The 16,977-nt window shown below is 48.4% G+C and carries 15 protein-coding genes; 8 read left to right on the top strand and 7 right to left on the bottom strand.

Going from position 1 to position 16,977, the window contains the following annotated elements:
* Positions 1-25: 25 nt before the first annotated feature.
* The 5 genes from ACZ42L_RS07255 to rodA are packed head-to-tail and all read left to right on the top strand — an operon-like array spanning position 26 to position 5,802.
* The gene (locus ACZ42L_RS07255) at positions 26-1,048 is read left to right on the top strand and encodes a rod shape-determining protein (protein ID WP_464697773.1); all 1,023 of its coding nucleotides are present in this window, start codon (positions 26-28) and stop codon (positions 1,046-1,048) included.
* A gap of 42 nt (positions 1,049-1,090) precedes the next feature.
* Complete coding sequence (gene mreC, locus ACZ42L_RS07250; protein ID WP_464705625.1) at positions 1,091-1,954, top strand: rod shape-determining protein MreC; 864 nt, start codon at positions 1,091-1,093, stop codon at positions 1,952-1,954.
* Between the two features lie 21 nt (positions 1,955-1,975).
* A complete protein-coding gene (gene mreD / locus ACZ42L_RS07245) occupies positions 1,976-2,476 on the top strand; it encodes a rod shape-determining protein MreD (RefSeq protein WP_464715686.1) in 501 nt (166 codons plus the stop codon).
* Between the two features lie 25 nt (positions 2,477-2,501).
* Complete coding sequence (gene mrdA, locus ACZ42L_RS07240) at positions 2,502-4,352, top strand: penicillin-binding protein 2 (RefSeq protein ID WP_464702156.1); 1,851 nt, start codon at positions 2,502-2,504, stop codon at positions 4,350-4,352.
* On the top strand, positions 4,333-5,802 hold the full coding sequence (rodA, locus tag ACZ42L_RS07235; RefSeq protein WP_464697767.1) for a rod shape-determining protein RodA: 1,470 nt from the start codon (positions 4,333-4,335) through the stop codon (positions 5,800-5,802). Before mrdA ends, rodA begins: the two co-directional genes overlap by 20 nt.
* Positions 5,803-5,924: 122 nt before the next feature.
* Here rodA and ACZ42L_RS07230 read toward each other — a convergent pair whose 3' ends face one another.
* From ACZ42L_RS07230 to ACZ42L_RS07205, 6 genes are all read right to left on the bottom strand, one after another.
* Positions 5,925-7,706 (bottom strand): hypothetical protein, encoded by a 1,782-nt coding sequence (locus ACZ42L_RS07230; RefSeq protein WP_464715685.1) that lies wholly within the window; start codon positions 7,704-7,706, stop codon positions 5,925-5,927.
* 44 nt (positions 7,707-7,750) lie between these two features.
* Entirely contained in the window at positions 7,751-7,885 is a 135-nt protein-coding gene (locus ACZ42L_RS07225) for a hypothetical protein (protein ID WP_464697763.1), read from the bottom strand.
* Between the two features lie 280 nt (positions 7,886-8,165).
* The gene (locus ACZ42L_RS07220; RefSeq protein WP_464715684.1) at positions 8,166-9,875 is read right to left on the bottom strand and encodes a helix-turn-helix domain-containing protein; all 1,710 of its coding nucleotides are present in this window, start codon (positions 9,873-9,875) and stop codon (positions 8,166-8,168) included.
* A 123-nt stretch (positions 9,876-9,998) separates the two neighbouring features.
* Positions 9,999-10,454 carry a gliding motility lipoprotein GldH gene (locus ACZ42L_RS07215; RefSeq protein ID WP_464715683.1) on the bottom strand — a complete coding sequence of 152 codons (456 nt, stop codon included), beginning with the start codon at positions 10,452-10,454 and terminating at the stop codon, positions 9,999-10,001.
* The gene (locus ACZ42L_RS07210; RefSeq protein WP_464715682.1) at positions 10,451-11,731 is read right to left on the bottom strand and encodes a PSP1 domain-containing protein; all 1,281 of its coding nucleotides are present in this window, start codon (positions 11,729-11,731) and stop codon (positions 10,451-10,453) included. Before ACZ42L_RS07210 ends, ACZ42L_RS07215 begins: the two co-directional genes overlap by 4 nt.
* 20 nt (positions 11,732-11,751) lie before the next feature.
* Positions 11,752-12,903 (bottom strand): DNA polymerase III subunit, encoded by a 1,152-nt coding sequence (locus ACZ42L_RS07205; RefSeq protein WP_464705618.1) that lies wholly within the window; start codon positions 12,901-12,903, stop codon positions 11,752-11,754.
* Between the two features lie 493 nt (positions 12,904-13,396).
* Here ACZ42L_RS07205 and ACZ42L_RS07200 point away from each other — a divergent pair, with 493 nt between their 5' ends.
* The 3 genes from ACZ42L_RS07200 (at position 13,397) to xylE (ending at position 16,543) form a co-directional block, all read left to right on the top strand.
* On the top strand, positions 13,397-14,332 hold the full coding sequence (locus ACZ42L_RS07200; RefSeq protein ID WP_464715681.1) for a hypothetical protein: 936 nt from the start codon (positions 13,397-13,399) through the stop codon (positions 14,330-14,332).
* Entirely contained in the window at positions 14,319-14,981 is a 663-nt protein-coding gene (locus ACZ42L_RS07195; protein ID WP_464715680.1) for an ABC transporter ATP-binding protein, read from the top strand. The genes ACZ42L_RS07200 and ACZ42L_RS07195 overlap by 14 nt, the downstream gene beginning before the upstream one ends.
* A gap of 95 nt (positions 14,982-15,076) precedes the next feature.
* The gene (xylE, locus tag ACZ42L_RS07190; protein WP_464697751.1) at positions 15,077-16,543 is read left to right on the top strand and encodes a D-xylose transporter XylE; all 1,467 of its coding nucleotides are present in this window, start codon (positions 15,077-15,079) and stop codon (positions 16,541-16,543) included.
* Between the two features lie 9 nt (positions 16,544-16,552).
* Here xylE and ACZ42L_RS07185 read toward each other — a convergent pair whose 3' ends face one another.
* Entirely contained in the window at positions 16,553-16,921 is a 369-nt protein-coding gene (locus ACZ42L_RS07185) for a DMT family protein (RefSeq protein WP_464715679.1), read from the bottom strand.
* Between the last annotated feature and the right edge of the window lie 56 nt (positions 16,922-16,977).

The following is a 16,977-nucleotide window of genomic DNA, read 5'->3' as shown; positions in this document are numbered from 1 at the left end:
AAATATAAATCCGAGACACTATCTAATGGGATTTTTTTCGTTTATACAAGAAATTGCTATGGACCTGGGTACGGCCAATACTATCATCATCAGCGATGATAAGATTGTGGTCGATGAACCTTCGGTAGTAGCTTTGGACCGTCGCACCGACAAGATGATTGCTGTGGGTGGGAAGGCAAAAATGATGTATGAGAAGACGCACGACAATATTCGTACCATCCGCCCGTTGCGCGATGGCGTGATAGCCGACTTCACTGCTTGCGAGCAGATGATGCGTGGACTCATCAAAATGGTGCATACCGGCAGCCGGCTGTTCTCTCCGTCGCTGCGCATGGTCATCGGTGTTCCGTCGGGATCTACTGAAGTAGAGCTGCGTGCAGTGCGCGACAGTGCGGAGCATGCCGATGGTCGCGATGTCTATCTGATATTCGAGCCGATGGCTGCTGCTATCGGTATCGGTATTGACGTGGAAGCACCGGAAGGCAACATGATTGTCGATATAGGTGGCGGAAGCACTGAGATTGCTGTGATTTCGCTGGGCGGTATCGTGTCGAACAACTCTATCCGCACTGCCGGTGACGACCTTACGGCCGACATTCAGGAATACATGAGCCGCCAGCACAATGTGAAGGTGAGTGAGCGTATGGCCGAGCGTATCAAGATACATGTGGGTTCTGCCCTTACAGACCTTGGCGACGAAGCGCCTGAAGACTTCATCGTGCATGGTCCTAACCGTATTACGGCGCTGCCGATGGAAGTGCCTGTGTGCTATCAGGAGATTGCGCACTGTCTCGACAAGACGGTGGCGAAGATAGAAAACGCAGTGCTCTCGGCCTTGGAGAATACTCCGCCCGAACTCTATGCCGACATCGTGAAGAACGGTATCTATCTGAGTGGTGGAGGTGCATTGCTCCGCGGACTCGACAAGCGACTGACAGATAAAATCAATATTCCGTTCCATATTGCAGAAGACCCATTGCACAGTGTTGCCAAGGGAGCCGGTATTGCGTTGAAGAATGTAGACCGCTTCTCTTTCCTTATGCGATAGGGGCGTCGTTGGTAAACTTTTCCTGAGACCGCCTTTCATCACATGCGCAACCTATTGAACTTTCTGGCCAAGAACAACCACTGGTTTCTTTTCGTGTTACTGGAGGTAGTGAGTTTTGTGCTGCTGTTTCAGTTTAACAGTTATCAAGGCAGTGTATGGTTCTCGTCTGCCAATGCCGTGTCGGGTAAGGTGTATGAGGCAAGTTCGGAGGTGGAGTCTTTCTTCGCTTTGACAAAGGTGAATCAGGCACTGACGAACCGTAATCTGGTATTGGAACAGCAGGTCAGGCAGCTGTCGGAACAGTTGGCCAAGCAGACGCAGGACTCTGCTTACCTGCATATAGCGAAGTTGCCAGCCCTTCAAGGCTTCCGGTTGATACCGGCCAAGGTGGTGAGCAACTCGCTCGACAAGCCCGATAACCTCATGACTATCGACCGAGGTTCGGCCGATGGAGTGCGTAAGGACATGGGCGTGGTGTGTGGAACAGGTGTGGTGGGCATCGTTTATATGACGTCGGCCCATTACTCCATTGTCATTCCGGTACTCAATTCGCGTTCGAATATCAGTTGTACCATTAAGAATCGCGGGTATTTTGGCTATCTGCATTGGACAGGTGGTGTTGCCAATATGGCCAATGTGGACGATATTCCACGCCATGCACACTTCAAATTGTTTGAAGAAGTGGTGACAAGTGGATATTCTTCTGTCTTTCCACCGGGTATCTTGGTGGGGAAAATTCGCCACGTCTACAATTCGGCCGATGGTCTTTCCTATCGTCTGAAGGTTATCCTGTCGACCGATTTCGGAAATCTGCGAGATGTCTGTGTGATTGATAATGCTGCGGTGAACGAGCGTCTTGATGTGATGCGAGCTGCAAAAGACTCTCTCATAGAGAAGAATAATTGATAGAAAGGAGATGATAGAGAGATGAATGTAAGTTTGTTGAAGGGCATATTTGTATTTGTGCTGCTGCTGTTGGCACAGGTTCTTGTGCTCAATCATGTCCATCTTTTCGGTTTTGCCACGCCGCTTCCTTATGTCTATATGGTGTTGCTGTTTCGCCGGGGATATGCCAAATGGGCCATTCTGTTGCAGTGTTTCCTGATGGGACTGTGCATAGATGTGTTCTCGGATACACCCGGTGTGACGATGGCTTCGATGACACTTCTGGGACTTTTGCAGCCTTATCTGCTGTCAATGTTCGTCCAGCGTGATATGGATGAATCCTTGGCTCCCTCTTTCGCAACACTGGGTACGGCGAAATTCGTTTACTATACCATAATCTCGGTGACGATTTACTGCCTGGTGTTCTTCTCTCTAGAGGCTTTCAACTTCTTTAATTGGCAGCTTTGGCTGGCCACGATTGCCGGTAGTACCGTCCTGACGGTCATTCTGGTATTGGTGTTGGAGAATTTGAGAAAGAAATAAATACATTCTTATTTCGAACAATTTAGTGAAGGATTACGATCTTGAAAAACGACAAACTGTAATTGCCGGGGTGGCCATCACCATTGTGGTCATCTACATTATTCGTTTGTTCACGCTCCAGTTATTGAGCGACGACTTCAAGAAAAATGCCGATAGTAATGCCTTTCTGAAGAAGATAGAATACCCGTCGCGCGGTATCATTACCGACCGACATGGCAAGTTGATGGTCTATAATCAGCCTGCCTATGATATCATGGTGGTAGAGAATGAGGCTCGCGGCAAGATAGATACCACCGAGTTTTGCGATGCCTTGGGCATTACCAAGGAGTTCTTCGTCAAGCGGATGGAGGATATCAAAGACAGGAATAAGAATCCCGGTTATTCCAGATTTACCCAACAGCTCTTTCTGAGTCAGCTCTCCGACCGCGAATTCAGTGTTTTTCAAGAGAAGATTTTCCGTTTTCCCGGTTTCTATGTGCAGAAGCGCAGCATCCGGCAATATCAATATCCTTATGCGGCCCATGTGCTGGGAGATGTCGGTGAGGTGAATGAGGGTGATTTGGAGAAGGACGATTACTACCAGGCAGGCGACTATATTGGCAAGCTGGGAATTGAGCGTTCGTACGAACAGCAGCTCCGTGGAGTGAAAGGAGTGCAGGTACTGTTGCGCGATGCGCATGGCAGGATTCAGGGAAAATATCAGAATGGGAAGTACGATCAGCGTCCGGTGGCTGGCAAAGACCTTACGCTGAGCATCGATTTGAAACTTCAGGCTCTGGGCGAACGGTTGTTGCAAGGCAAGATAGGAAGTATTGTGGCCATTGAACCGTCTACCGGCGAGGTGCTGTGTATGGTCTCTTCACCTACCTACGATCCTCGTTTGCTCGTGGGAAGAAAGCGTGGCAAGTATCACAGGGTGCTGTCTGCCAATGTCTGGAAACCCCTGCTTAACCGCTCTATCATGGGACAATACCCTCCTGGTTCGACATTCAAGACCACCCAGGCACTCACTTATCTGACTGAGGGTATTCTCAGTCCGAGTACGATGTTGTCTTGCCATCATGGGTTTAACTATCGGGGACTGCACGTAGGATGCCACGGTCACTCTTCGCCATTAAGTCTGGTGGAGGCTTTGAGCACTTCGTGTAATGCCTATTTCTGCTGGGGATTGTACTATATGATGGGCAATCGGTCGAAGTATAAGAGTGTGCAGGAGGCCATGAACCTGTGGCGTGACTATATGGTGAGTATGGGATTCGGCTATAAGCTAGGCATCGACTTGCCGGGAGAGAAGCGAGGGCTGATACCCAACGCGTCATTCTACGATAATGCCTATCATGGCTCGTGGAACGGACTCACCGTTATAAGTATCTCCATCGGACAAGGTGAGGTGAACCTGACGCCGCTCCAGATAGCCAATTTGGGGGCTACCATTGCCAATCGTGGTTATTATTACGTTCCTCATGTGGTGAGGAAGGTGAAGGGTGAACCCTTGGATACCTTGTACACGCGCCGTCATTACACCAAAGCCAATCGTCGGGCGTATGACTATGTGGTCGCAGGTATGCGCTCATCTGTCATCAAGGGAACGTGTAAAGCTGCCAATCGGGCCGACTATCTGGTTTGTGGTAAGACCGGTACGGCCCAGAATCGTGGGCAAGACCACTCTGTCTTCATGGGATTTGCACCGATGGATAACCCCAAGATTGCCATTGCGGTGTATGTGGAGAATGGTGGTTTCGGTGCTGATTACGGTGTGCCTATCGGCTCACTGATGATGGAACAATATATTAAAGGTAAACTCTCGGAAGCTTCGGAGAAGAAAGCCACCGACTTCCAAAGACGTAGAATTGCTTATGGCTCAAGGAATAGATAGACAACCTAGCGTGTTGCGTTCACTCGACTGGTGGACTATCGGCATCTATATAGCCTTGCTCATCTTTGGATGGGTGAGTGTCTGCGGTGCGAGCTACACCTATGGCGACAACAATATCTTCAGTATGGACAGCCGTTCGGGTATGCAAATCGTCTGGATAGCTACTTCCATTGTGCTTGGATTCGTGTTGCTGATGATGGACGACCGTGTCTACGATACGTTCTCCTACGTCATCTATGCAGCCTTATTGCTGCTCTTGTTCGTTACCATCTTTAATCCCCATCAGATAAAGGGGTCGCGGTCGTGGCTCGTGTTAGGTCCTTTGCGATTGCAACCGGCTGAGTTTGCGAAGTTTGCCACGGCTCTAGCTGTGTCTAAACTCATGAGTACCTACGGCTTCAACATCCATCAGTGGAAGCATTTTGCAGCTGCCTGCGGTGTCGTCTTGCTCCCGATGCTCTTCATTATCGGGCAGCGTGAGACCGGTTCGGCATTGGTCTATCTCTCCTTCTTTCTCATGTTCTATCGCGAGGGAATGCCAGGTAGTGTGCTGTTTACAGGCGTTGCCATGGTTGTTTATTTCGTGGTTGGCATCAAGTTCGAAAATGTAATGCTTCTTGGTACGCCTACGTCTATCGGTAAGTTTGCTGTATTGCTGCTGGTACAGATATGCACGGCTTTCATGGTCAATATCTATTGCCGCGAGAAAAAACAGTTCCAGTATATCCTGCTCGGTTGTCTTGGTACGACACTTGTCGTCTTCTTGTTCTCCGAGTATGTGATACCTTTCGACATCGTGTGGGTGCAACTCATCATTTCGATGGCTCTAATACTCTATTTACTATATATGTGGCTGCGCACGCGCTTCCCATCTTACTTCTTTATCATGGCTTTTGCCGTGGGCTCTATCGTCTTCTTCTATTCGGCCGACTACGTGCTGAACAATGTGATGGAGCCACACCAGCGGGTGCGTATCAACGTATTGTTGGGACTGGATGAGGATTTGTCTGGTGCAGGATACAATGTACATCAAAGCGAGATAGCCATCGGGTCGGGAGGATTGCGCGGTAAAGGATTCCTAAACGGTACGCAGACCAAGCTGAAATTCGTTCCCGAACAAGATACAGACTTCATCTTTTGCACGGTAGGCGAGGAAGAGGGATTCGTAGGTTCGGCCGGTGTATTGCTCCTGTTTTTGGCTTTGATACTGCGATTGATTAAGCTTGCCGAACGGCAGCCCTTCAAGTTTGGGCGTATCTATGGCTATTGCGTGTTGAGTATCTTCCTGTTCCATGTCTTTATCAATGTGGGAATGGTACTCGGACTGACTCCTGTTATCGGTATTCCGCTGCCGTTTTTCAGCTATGGCGGTTCGTCGTTGTGGGGCTTTACGCTCTTGCTATTCATATTTCTGAGGATAGATGCCGGTCGCAACTTGGTACGCAGCTAAGGCTGTATAACTCTTCCATCCCTATTAGCCCAGTCAAAAGAATGGCCCTGGCAAGTAATATTACTGCCAGGGCTTGAGTGTATAAATATGACTGTATGTATGAATAAGTTGCTTTTTGGCAGTTAGAAGGCTATGATAGCGCGTGCAGCATAGCCGTTGTTCTCTATTGAGCCATTGTTTTTGGGTATATATGTAAACTCGATAGTTGTTGGAGTAATTTTGACAGCACATCCATATTGGCCTCCATCTTTAGCTTCGTCGGCTGCCCAAAGATACCAGTCTATCTGGTTAGCTGTGGGAAGATAGAAGCCGGTATATGGAATTCTGTGTTCATAATGATATTGATAGAGAATACCATTGTTATACAGCTGATCCCATGAGAAGAATTCTTCGAATTTCTTGAGTGCCTTTTCTTTCTCTTCAGATGAGCTGAATTGCCAGTAAAAGCTGGTAGGCTTATTATCTACCCCTATCTGTGTCTTAATTTCGTTGGGATTAAGTTCGGCCAAGTTTGTGAACAGCATATACCATTGTCCCATAGTCGGTAAAAACCATCCGCTGGTGTGTTTCGGTGCAGGTACTAGGCATACCTCACTAAAATTGTATCTCCAATTCTCTGTTCCATACTCTATTGCGTGGGCAATAGCGGCATCCTTATTCTTCAAATGGTTTTCGTATAATGCTTTGTTAATGGCATATCCTTCGAGGTTCTGCATCAATGTTTGTGATGCGAAGGTGCTGGGATACTCGAAGATGTTAGGGCTTTCAGGATAATCCTTGATTTCCGTAGCCCAGGGAGTAGGCCATCTGGCATCTTTCAGAGCAATGGCATAACCATGGGTAAATCCTTTTTTACGGTCGCTTTCTGTCGTATGGTTGCTGAAAACCACAGCTACAGGAACTTTGGAATGGTCGTATACCAATGGTCCCCATGAGCCATCACTATATAGATAATCGGTGATATTGGGTACACGATTTTCCTCTTTCAGCGCATACACTTTGCCCACGACCTTATTCCCCAAGAAAGTCTTGGCAGTCATTTTACCCGTTTTACGATACGTCTTATGGCCGTCACATTTGATTTGTACGGCTAGCTCGCCTGTCAAACTGGCATTTGCCGGTATGGCAATATAGTGAGTTGTCTTGTTGTTGGCGAACTTCGAAGCAAGATTGGAGAGCTTGAAGAATGTTATGCCATTGTATGTAACATCCTTCGAATCGGTCGCTATAAGGGTTGCTTTGTCTGCAAACAGACTGTTGATTGTAGACTCCTTTGCCGTATAAGTGAATTTTAGTTCGTCGATGCTTGTTGGCTTTTCGTTGAGTTTATCGGTAGTGAAAGTAAGTTTCAATACCGATGTTTGGTGCTTGAATTCAAGTGTTTTGTCGGCTGTTCCCTCTGCAAACAGCAGATTATATTTGCTGATATTGGTCGCCGACCCATCTTGTCCATCAAAATCTACATTGACTTTTAACTTGTTGTCTGTCGTAATTTCAGTAGTAATCTTATCGGTCTCCGAGTCGTTCACAGCATAAAGTTTACTTTTTTTAAAGGCTTCTGCATCCATAGATGTTTCCACATTGCCCTTAAAAAGTGCTTTTTGTGCCTTTACTTCCTTGGCTGTCATGGTGGCCAGTTTCATAGTTCTGTCCACATAGTAGGCAACTTTGATTTGGTCTCCCGATTTCCATTCAGTCTTTAATCCCTCTTTGGTATCTTCTGATGTTACAACTCTCGATGCACTCTTTTTACCGTCTGCCGATTGTTGAAGAGCTACGCTGAGTTCTATTTCAAATTTCTTTGAGGTTTCTTTTCTGTTCTCTATGGTGTCATCGGTAGTACATGCCGATGCTGCCAAACCTCCCAAAAACGCTAATACTATCTTTATATTCTTTGTGTTCATGCTTGAATTCATGCTTGTTTATTCTTGCTGTTTACTCGTTATTCCTATGTCCAATCGTCTTCTTCCGATGTGTCTTCTTCCAATGAGCGTCGTTCGATATTTCCAGAGGTACAGAGGAAACGCTCTGTTTCCAACTTTATGACCTTGAGCCAGACTCTTTGATATTCTTTCTTCTTCATATTTTAATATATATAAGTTTACTCTGTTTTCAAGTGGATAATCTTAAATACAGGCATACGTAACCCCACTATCCACTTTTAATGTATGGATAGGTATGTATCTTGCTTCAAGAATACGTTGTCAAAATTACACTGATGGCATGGCAGATTTCATTTCATACCGTCAGTAGTTTTATCAAAGAGTCGAAGTAGTTGTTTTATATGGTATTAGGCGGTTCTTAAAGAGTCGTTCTCTATCGTCTTACAATCCTGTTTTAGGGTGTTCTTGCTTCTCAATTTGTCAATTACTATCGTTAGGGCAACTCTCAATTTCATGTCCCGAATTCTCTCTGTACTCAGCAGGAGTCATGCCGTATTTCTGTGAAAACAGACGATAAAGGGTTGGAACAGACATGCCAGACTGCTCTGCTACATAGTCAATACTGTATTGGGGATATTCCTTGAGCATGTGTACGGCATGTTCCAGACGTATGTTAGTGAGATATTGCGTATAGCTTATGCCCTCATATTGGGTGAAGAGAGATGAAAACAGATTTTTGGGAATATTGAAGCGTTCCAGCAGTTCCTCCCTGTTGAGGCTTGAACGTGTAAATACATCGGGCTGCGCAAGGTAGGCTTTCACCTTATTATATAGTATCTCATTCTTATCCTTTGGTGTCGTTGAGGGAATGGCAGTAGTGCTGATAAGTCTCTCCTGTTTGGCATTGAGGTCTTTATATTTTATCAGTTCGTTGATGGTTGCAGCCATCCTGCGATTTTTCGTGACCATGATTCTACGCGTACGGATGGTCCACCACAGGTAAAAGGCAATAAATGCAATGAGTGATACCACTATGCCGAGCATGCAATATACTTGCAGACGCTTCATGTCCATCTTCTGTTCGTACAGTTGATTGGTAGAAGACAACTCTTGCATCATGGCCCGGCGTTCCATGTTGTTCTTTTGGTCGTAGGTCTTGTTCACCTGTTGAAGCAGGGCATTAGCCTTCTGGTATTCTCCTTTGTTGATGTATGCGGTGATAAGCATTTGGCTAATGGCAATATAATCCTTGCCCAAAGTGTCTTGAATGGATTTCAGATATGCCTTGCGCACATCGACATAATGCTCTATATCGGCTTGCTTGTTGTTGGCAGCTAGGTAAGGGTGCAGGTCCTGGTAGTTGTAGCAAGAGTCGTTGCCCACGGTTTTGAACATCTCGTACCACGCTTGGCTTTCTGTGGTTTTACCTTGCATCCAGGCCAGGACAGTGCGATGTGCATAGATGTCTTTTAATCGCATGCTCGTCAATACCTCTAGCCCAGACCCGTTAGGATAGATTGCATGGTTGAATTCTTTTCTGATTAAATCGAGTGTATGAGATGCTTGGCGGGGCAATCTGTCCCGTTGTTGGTATTCCGCAATCGTGATATAGAAGTAATAAGCTAGGTCGTAATTCTCTGCCAGTCCGTCTTGTTTCAGTGTTTCTATGGCACTCCACATGTGCTTGTAGGCTTCTTTGCGTTTCCCATACGCATGGGTAGCCTCGCCTATGGCAAAAAGTGCAGTTGCTTCCATTTGAATATCGTCGGCTTTCCGGCTGCATTCGAGCAGCTGTTCGGCATAATATTTCATGGATATAAAGTTGTGCAGTTCTTTGTAACAGGGTATCAGTCTACGATAAGTCTCTGTCTGTTTCTCTATATCCCGACTTGTCTCATGGGTGCTGAGCATCCGTTTATAATAGAATAAGGCCTGAAAATAGTAGCTTCGGTTGAAATAGTAATCTCCCTCGATGCGGTGCATGTCGAACGCTGGAGTTTTGCCTGCCCGTTTCAATTCCTGTATGATAGCGTATGCGCGTTCCGGCTTTCGCAGCGTATAGCTATAGACATTATACTCTTTGATTTCGTCGCATGAGAGCTTCTTGCTATCGGCTTGCACAGGGCTACACGTCATCATGCAGAGCAAGAGCAGGATGCTGTGTAGATGTGTTTTATATAATAGAGGCATATATAGTAAATGATTGATTCGCAGATAGATGCAGCTGAAATACCGGGTTTTAGCATGGCGTGCAACAGAAGAGCGTTGTCCATAGGCAGACACGCTCTTGTTATCATCGTAATTGCTGTTTCTTTATCTGTAAAGCATGATACCGACATCGCTGATGCCCGGCAGAATTTCACGTTTCATATCGTGGCGCACACTGACAGACAGACTGTCGCCGGCATGCAAGTACATTTTCGCAACTTTGAAGTTGTACTGATAATAGCTCAATCCACGACCTTTGCTGTTGCCCCGATGGTCTATCAGTTCGCAGTTGAGCGTATCCGATTTTACGCTGCCATCGGGATAACGGGTCTGGTCTACAATCAGTGTCAGGCCCATAAAGGGATATGCCCCGTTGATGCGCAAGCCCAATTCGGCTTGGTACAGGCCTGGACGTTCCATTGGTGGAACCTGATATTTCAGTGTGTCGTTTTTCTCCCAACCGGCAATAGGTGTATGCTCATACCTGTCATACACCTTGTTCCCGGTACAAGCCGACAAAAGCGTGGCTGCCACGGCTATGGTCGCGAGGAGTCTTCTCATTCCTTTGTCGGTATGGCTGTCTCTGGTTGTCTGCCCTGTGGTGGCTGTTGAGGTCTGCCATCACGGTTTTGGCCGTTGTTCCTGTTTCCGTGATTGTTACGGTGATGCCCGTTTCTGCCCCCACGGTTTTCGCCATTACGCTGTTCGCCCTCCTTGGCTTGTGGTCTGGGTCTGTTGCCCGATTTGTTGCTACGCTTCTTCTTGCTGCGGTCGAAACGACTCAAATCGCCACCTTCCAAGAGGTCTTTCGGCCTTTCAGGCTGCTTCTGTTTGTCGTCTTCCAGGAGCGACAGGGGCTTCTCGCCACGCTTGTTCATCTCGATAACGTCGCGTGCCCGCTGTGCCGAGATAGTTTCCAGATTCATAGGCATGCGCTTGTCGGTAGAGTAGGTCACTTGCCCGGCCAGTATGTCTTGCTTGAAGAAGTAGTAGTCGCTGTCTTGCGTCTGTAGCATTACCTCCTTGCTCGGCATCTTCCTGCCTGCTTCCATGTAGGTGTCTACCTCATAGTTCATACAGCATTTCAGCTTGGCGCACATGCCGGCCAGCTTCTGTGGGTTTAGCGAGATATCCTGATAGCGTGCCGCATTGGTACTCACGCTCACAAAGTTCTTCAGCCATGTGGCGCAGCAAAGTTCGCGTCCGCATGGTCCTGTGCCTCCGATGCGCCCTGCTTCCTGCCTCGTACCAATCTGCTTCATCTCGATACGCACGTGGAATGTGTCGGCCAGCACCTTGATAAGCTGTCTGAAGTCTACGCGCTCGTCGGCAATATAGTAGAAGATGGCCTTGTTTCCGTCGCCCTGATACTCCACGTCGCCAATCTTCATCTGTAGTCCCAGGCTCTTGGCTATCTGCCTGCTCTGTATCATGGTGTCGTGTTCGCGCTCCTTGGCTTCCTGATATTTCTCCATATCCACAGGCTTGGCGATGCGGTAGATACGCTTGATGTCGTCGGCAGATTTCAGATTTGCCTTCTTGATTTGGAGCGTTACCAGTCGGCCTGTCAGTGTTACGACGCCTATGTCGTGGCCCGGTGTGGCTTCTACGGCCACGACGTCGCCCTTCTTCAGCGGCAGGTTGTTGACGTTATGGTAGTACCCTTTGCGCGTATTCTTGAATTGCACCTCTACCAGGTCGGTACTCTCTGCATTTCCGGGTACGTCGGCGAGCCAGTCGTATGTGTTCAGCTGGTTGTCCTGGCGGCCACATCCGTGGCAGCTAAGGCCTCTGTCACATCCTCTGGATATCTTGAATTTCATATTTTTGTAGTCCATAAAGTAGTATATAGTGGGTTTTATTTTCTGACGAGCAACACAATCATCTGTAGTGCGAAGTCGAAGAATACGATTTTCGCATTGGCATTTTGTCCGATGTCCCGGCGTGCCCGTTCTATTAATTCTGTAATATCTATGATGTTGGCTTCGTTGATGAAGCGTGCAAAATTCTTCGCAAAGTCCTCTTCGGGCTGTGTCATGTAGTTGAGTTCGTGTATCTTGAAGTTGTACATGAAACTCTCTCTGACCATGCGCAGCGAGTAAGCCAGCAGTCGGCGTTGCTTCTCCCGGCCATACGATGCCACGGCCTCGCTCCATGCCTTGAGGTCTTTCACGTTGCGCATGTAGGCCAGTCGCATGAGCATCACGAACATATCGAAGAACATGGCGTTCTCGTTGTTGGCATCGAGTGTTTCCAATGCCTTGTGCCAACTGCCTCCGGCCATGCGTGCTATGCGGTGGGCGATGTCGCTCTCCAGTCCGCGCCGCTCCGTCAGGGCCTGTTCTATGTCGCCCTCTTCTATGCGGTGTATGTCGATACGCTGCACTCGGCTGCGAATGGTATCAATGAGCAGGCCCGGCTCTTCGCACACTAGTATGAATACAGTCTGCGTAGGTGGTTCTTCCAGTAGTTTGAGCAGTTTGTTGGCACACTCCGCATTCATGCGTTCGGGCAGCCACATGATACATACCTTGTAGCCGTCCTGGCTCGATTTCAGGCTCAGCTTATGTATCAGCGCGTCGCTTTCTCCGGCCCCTATCTGTGCCTGCTGGTTGGCCGCGTCCATCTGCGTGAGCCATTGGTCCATCGTGAAGTAAGGACCTCGCATCACCATCTCATGCCATTCGGAAGCGAAGTCATCGCTCACCATCTTATGCTCCGAGCCTGTGCCCGACGGGCGAATCACGGGGTAAGAGAAGTGTAGGTCGGGATGTTCCCATATCTTCAGCATGGCTTCGGCATTCAGTGTGGCAGCTTCGTCGGTCAGGAGTCCCTTGCCGTTGTCGTCGCGTTCGCCCAGCAGATAAGATGCAAAGGCCATTGCCAGAGCCATCTTGCCGCATCCGCCAGGTCCGCATAGCATCATGGCATGGGGAATACGATGTTCCTCAACCATTTGCACGAACCGCTGCTTGGCTTCACCCTGTCCTATGACTTCACTGAATTTCACGCTGTACTGTCCTTTTATAAAAGAGGTATATTTGTGGCAAAGTTACTAAAAAGCATTGAGATAAACGAACAAAAAAAGTGGGGAGTTCATTGGGCAGGGCGAGAAAAATGATGATGAGAGCGGGAACTCGCTTGGGCGAGAACCGCCGTTTGGTGGGCCTGTCAGGGGGAAAACCATGAAATTGTATCTCGTCTGCCCGTCACCTCGAACCCTAAAGAACTCGTAGACTTATCAACTCAAAAAACTGCAAGGCCTCGGCAGTGTTACTGTTCGGGCTTTGCAGCAATGCTGTTTGGCCTTTGCAGCATTGCTGCCGAGGCTCTGCAGTAATGCGACGTGATGGCATGTGGATAGCCGGCGTGTGGTTAAATGATGTGAATTGCAGGCGTTGTGTATCATTATTTCGTACTTTTGCCCCGATACAGGGATGAAGAATGGATGCTTCTGGCATCCCTGTGTCAGAAATCGAAAGCCTATAGGGCATGATACAACCATGATAAAAAGATACATCGGCTTGCGTCTGAAAGTAGCCCTGCGTATGGTGCGCGAGCTGCATGTCTTTACCCTTGTGGTATTGGCCTTGCTCGGCGTGTTGTTTTATGCGTTGAGTTTCTTGTCGCCGTATGGTCGACTGGGCATTTATGCAGCATTGGTCTTGGCGGTGCATGTGGCGCGTAGCGACAGATACTTTTTGCAGCTGGTGTCGCACCATCGAGAGTATAGGCTTTTCGCGATAGACTATTTGTCGTTGTCTGTCCCCTTTGTGGCGAGCAGTCTGGCCTGTCTGACCGAGGCTGTAGCCATACCGTTGGCGGGTGTGTGCATGGCTTTTTTGCCCATATCGCGTATACATGTGGGCGGTAGGGCCGTGTCTCTGTTTCCCCGTGGCAGTATGGAGTATGAGCGAGGATTGCGAATGATGGCGATATTCCTGACAGTGTTCCTGGCAGGGGCAGTCGTCGGGGTGATAGAAGACAATCTGTGTATTTCGCTGGTAGCTACGTTGATAAGTTTGTGTTTCGTATATCCGCTGATGTTTGGCGAGCCTGTCAATCTCTTGTATATGCGCAACTATGCGTCGGTGGGGGTGTTTCTGAAAAACTATCTGCGCCATGCTGCCGTTAATACGCTGATGGTCTGGTTGCCGTTTGCGCTACTGCTCTGCTTGGGGGCTGACCAGTTGCGTGATTTGCTGTTGCCCGTTCAAATCTATATAGTGGCATTGCTGTTAGTGGTGCAGATGGGATTTTTGCGGATTCTCTGCCATGGAAATATCGTGATGTGGAGCATCGGTATGCTGATGCTGGGCACGCAGGGCTGTCTGGTGGTATATTCTCCCTGGGTGATACTGATGCAGATGTTGATGGCCTGCTTGCTTTGTCAGTTTTCATGGTCAACTCTTAAAATTTTGATAGATGGTTATCGTTGAGCATTTGAGCAAGAGATATGGTTCGCAACCTGTATTGGAAGATATAGACTTCAAACTCGATACCGGGAAAATCTATGGTATCATGGGCGAGAATGGTGCAGGCAAGAGTACGCTCTTCCGATGCTTGATGGGGCTTGAAAAATATGGTGGGGCGGTAAATGTCGACGGTGATAAGGGCGCGATAGGATATTTGCCCGACATTCCTTTCTATTATTCATACGTTACAGGGTACGAATATGTGGAGTTTTGCTTGGAAGCTCAGGGGCTGAAGGTGAGTCGGGCTGACATCGACGAGGCCAACAGGCAGTTGAGATTGCCGCTTGAACGGTTTGCCACAGGCTATTCCTTGGGTATGCAGAAACGGTTGGCCTTGCTCGCACTCATGCTACAGCGCAATCCTTTCTATATCCTGGATGAGCCTTTCAATGGGATGGATATGCCTGGGACATTGCTCTTGAAACGCTGGATGAAGGATGTCCGGCAGCAAGGCGGCATCGTACTTCTCTCTTCGCACATCATTTCTTCGCTGACCGATGTGTGCGATGAAATCTTCTATCTGTACCGTGGCACTATAGCACGTCGCTATGTAGGCGCGTCGGCCGAGACGATAGAAAATGACATGATGGAATGTTTCTTGACGGAGAAGTAGACGGAGGCTCGGCATAAAACGGCGCAACGGGCAAGGGGATTCGTGCTGCTCAATCGTATTATGTATCGTAACTAAGCAATTTAAACCTAATAGATATGACACAAAATTTGCAAGGCTCCAGAGCCTACCTAGTTTCTATTGTGATGGTCGCCGTGCTTGGCGGTCTGCTTTTTGGCTACGACACGGCTGTCATCTCCGGTGCGGAGAAAGGCCTACAGGCTTTCTTCATGAGTGCCACCGACTTTGTCTATGGTGACGCGTGGCACGGTTTCACGTGTGCAAGTGCGCTGATAGGCTGTATTATCGGTAGCGCGCTGTCGGGCTTGCTGGCCTCTAATTGGGGGCGTAAACGCTCGCTCATCTTTGCCGGTCTCATGTTCTTTGTATCGGCTCTGGGCAGCATGTATCCCGAATTCCTGTTCTTCGACTACGGACAGCCGTCGCTCGGTTTGCTTATCTCGTTTAATATCTATCGTGTGATAGGCGGTGTGGGGGTCGGACTGGCTTCGGCCATCTGTCCTATGTATATTGGTGAGGTAGCTCCATCGGGCATCCGGGGTATGCTTGTGAGTTGGAATCAGTTTGCCATTATCTTCGGTCAGCTTGTGGTTTACTTTGTCAATTTCATGATATTGGGCAGCCATGCCAATCCTGTTATCGAACTGGTGAACGGTGTCAATCAAGTGATGAACGGCGAGGCAGCCTCTTGGACCATTGCGACCGGATGGCGCTACATGTTTGGTAGCGAGGCTGTGCCGGCCGGACTCTTTGCACTGCTCATCTGCTTTGTACCGGAAACTCCACGCTACTTGGTGATGGTGGGACGCGACGAACGTGCATTGGGTGTGTTGAGCCGTATCAATGGCAGCGAGCAGGCAGCCCTGATTCTAGCCGATATCAAGAATACCATCAGCGAGAAGACCGAGCGTCTGTTCTCTTACGGATTCCTGTGCATCTTCATCGGAATCATGCTGAGCGTGTTCCAGCAGGCCGTGGGCATCAATGCGGTGCTGTACTATGCGCCTAGAATCTTTGGCGATATGGGAATGAATAACCCGATGGTGCAGACTGTCATCATGGGTGTGGTGAACATTCTTTTCACGCTGGTGGCGGTGTTCACGGTAGAGAAGTGGGGGCGCAAGCCACTGCTCATCACCGGCAGTATCGGTATGGGTATCGGAGCGTTTGGTGTGGCGCTGACATTCGGCAATGTCTCGTTGCAGATAGTCACGATGCTGAGCATCATGGTCTACAGTGCTTCGTTCATGATGTCGTGGGGGCCCATCTGCTGGGTACTCATCGCCGAGATATTCCCCAATACCATCCGCGGTAAAGCGGTGGCTATAGCTGTGGCTTTCCAGTGGATATTCAACTGGATAGTGAGCAGCACTTTCGTACCCATGTTCAACATGCACCTTGTGCCTGGCGACAATTTCGGCCACTGGTTTACCTATGGTCTCTATGGTACTATCTGCGTGGTAGCAGCTCTCTTCGTCTGGAAGCTGGTGCCGGAGACCAAGGGCAAGACCCTTGAAGAGATGGGAAAGCTGTGGAGAAAGTAGGCGCTTGACCTACTTGAACACCAGGTAGACCGCCAGGATGAGGCAGCCGAATGCTGCATAATGATTCCAATGGAAGGTCTCGCCCTTGAAGAATAAGACGGTAAAGACGGTGAACACGGTAATGGACAGCACTTCCTGCACTACTTTTAACTGCAACAGCGTGAAGTGTCCTCCATTACCCTGGAAGCCGTATCGGTTGGCAGGAACTTGGCACATATACTCTATGAGTGCCAGCATCCAGCTCAGCAGAATGACGAAAAAAAGTGGTGTGGAGTTCGAGATGAGCTTCATTTCCTGCAATTTCAGGTGACCGTACCATGCAATAGTCATGAAAATGTTGGACACCAGAAGCAGAAGTATTGTGAGATATGGATTCATAACTGTTTGAATTTTGACCTGCAAAAGTAGGGAAAAACGATGAAACTGCAAAAATC

The sequence above is a fragment of the Prevotella mikamonis genome (assembly GCF_055381405.1).
This window is presented reverse-complemented; position numbering and strand designations above follow the sequence as displayed.

Excerpts from the sequence above, each read along its gene's own strand:
- rodA (WP_464697767.1), top strand. The coding sequence starts at position 4,333 with ATGGCTCAAGGAATAGATAGACAACCTAGCGTGTTGCGTTCACTCGAC.
- ACZ42L_RS07195 (WP_464715680.1), top strand. The coding sequence starts at position 14,319 with ATGGTTATCGTTGAGCATTTGAGCAAGAGATATGGTTCGCAACCTGTA.
- ACZ42L_RS07255 (WP_464697773.1), top strand. The coding sequence starts at position 26 with ATGGGATTTTTTTCGTTTATACAAGAAATTGCTATGGACCTGGGTACG.
- ACZ42L_RS07210 (WP_464715682.1), bottom strand. The coding sequence starts at position 11,731 with ATGGACTACAAAAATATGAAATTCAAGATATCCAGAGGATGTGACAGA.
- ACZ42L_RS07185 (WP_464715679.1), bottom strand. The coding sequence starts at position 16,921 with ATGAATCCATATCTCACAATACTTCTGCTTCTGGTGTCCAACATTTTC.
- mreC (WP_464705625.1), top strand. The coding sequence starts at position 1,091 with ATGCGCAACCTATTGAACTTTCTGGCCAAGAACAACCACTGGTTTCTT.
- ACZ42L_RS07225 (WP_464697763.1), bottom strand. The coding sequence starts at position 7,885 with ATGAAGAAGAAAGAATATCAAAGAGTCTGGCTCAAGGTCATAAAGTTG.
- ACZ42L_RS07230 (WP_464715685.1), bottom strand. The coding sequence starts at position 7,706 with ATGAACACAAAGAATATAAAGATAGTATTAGCGTTTTTGGGAGGTTTG.
- xylE (WP_464697751.1), top strand. The coding sequence starts at position 15,077 with ATGACACAAAATTTGCAAGGCTCCAGAGCCTACCTAGTTTCTATTGTG.
- ACZ42L_RS07200 (WP_464715681.1), top strand. The coding sequence starts at position 13,397 with ATGATAAAAAGATACATCGGCTTGCGTCTGAAAGTAGCCCTGCGTATG.
- ACZ42L_RS07220 (WP_464715684.1), bottom strand. The coding sequence starts at position 9,875 with ATGCCTCTATTATATAAAACACATCTACACAGCATCCTGCTCTTGCTC.
- ACZ42L_RS07215 (WP_464715683.1), bottom strand. The coding sequence starts at position 10,454 with ATGAGAAGACTCCTCGCGACCATAGCCGTGGCAGCCACGCTTTTGTCG.
- mreD (WP_464715686.1), top strand. The coding sequence starts at position 1,976 with ATGAATGTAAGTTTGTTGAAGGGCATATTTGTATTTGTGCTGCTGCTG.